The sequence below is a fragment of the Paraburkholderia sp. SIMBA_027 genome (assembly GCF_046535315.1).
Taxonomy (GTDB): Bacteria; Pseudomonadota; Gammaproteobacteria; order Burkholderiales; family Burkholderiaceae; genus Paraburkholderia; species Paraburkholderia tropica.
The window spans coordinates 1-248 of record NZ_JAWRWY010001285.1; the positions used below are offsets into that span (position 1 = coordinate 1).

A 248-nucleotide genomic window follows, 5' to 3' on the forward strand; every position below is an offset into this window, starting at 1 on the left:
TCCGGTGCAGCGCCGAACCCTGCATGACTGCGGCCAAGGAGAGCTCAAGGTTTTCCCGGGCAAGCTCCGGGAGGGAGTACTTATCGGAGATAACCTCGCCTTGCTCCGTGAACTTGATTTCCCCTTCAAGAACGCCGTTCGGCTGGGCCATGATGGCATCGTAGGTGGGTCCCCCGCCGCGTCCTACTGAGCCACCGCGGCCGTGGAAGAGACGGACCCGCACCCCGTGTTTTGCCGCGATGTCCCGC

Annotated in this window: 1 protein-coding gene; it reads right to left on the reverse strand. The window is 63.7% G+C overall.

Annotated features, from left to right (window positions below; translation table 11 throughout):
- The coding region (locus SB764_RS43290; protein ID WP_410867207.1) for a phosphoenolpyruvate carboxylase at nucleotides 1–241 on the reverse strand (241 nt) is incomplete at its 3' end.
- Between the last annotated feature and the right edge of the window lie 7 nt (nucleotides 242–248).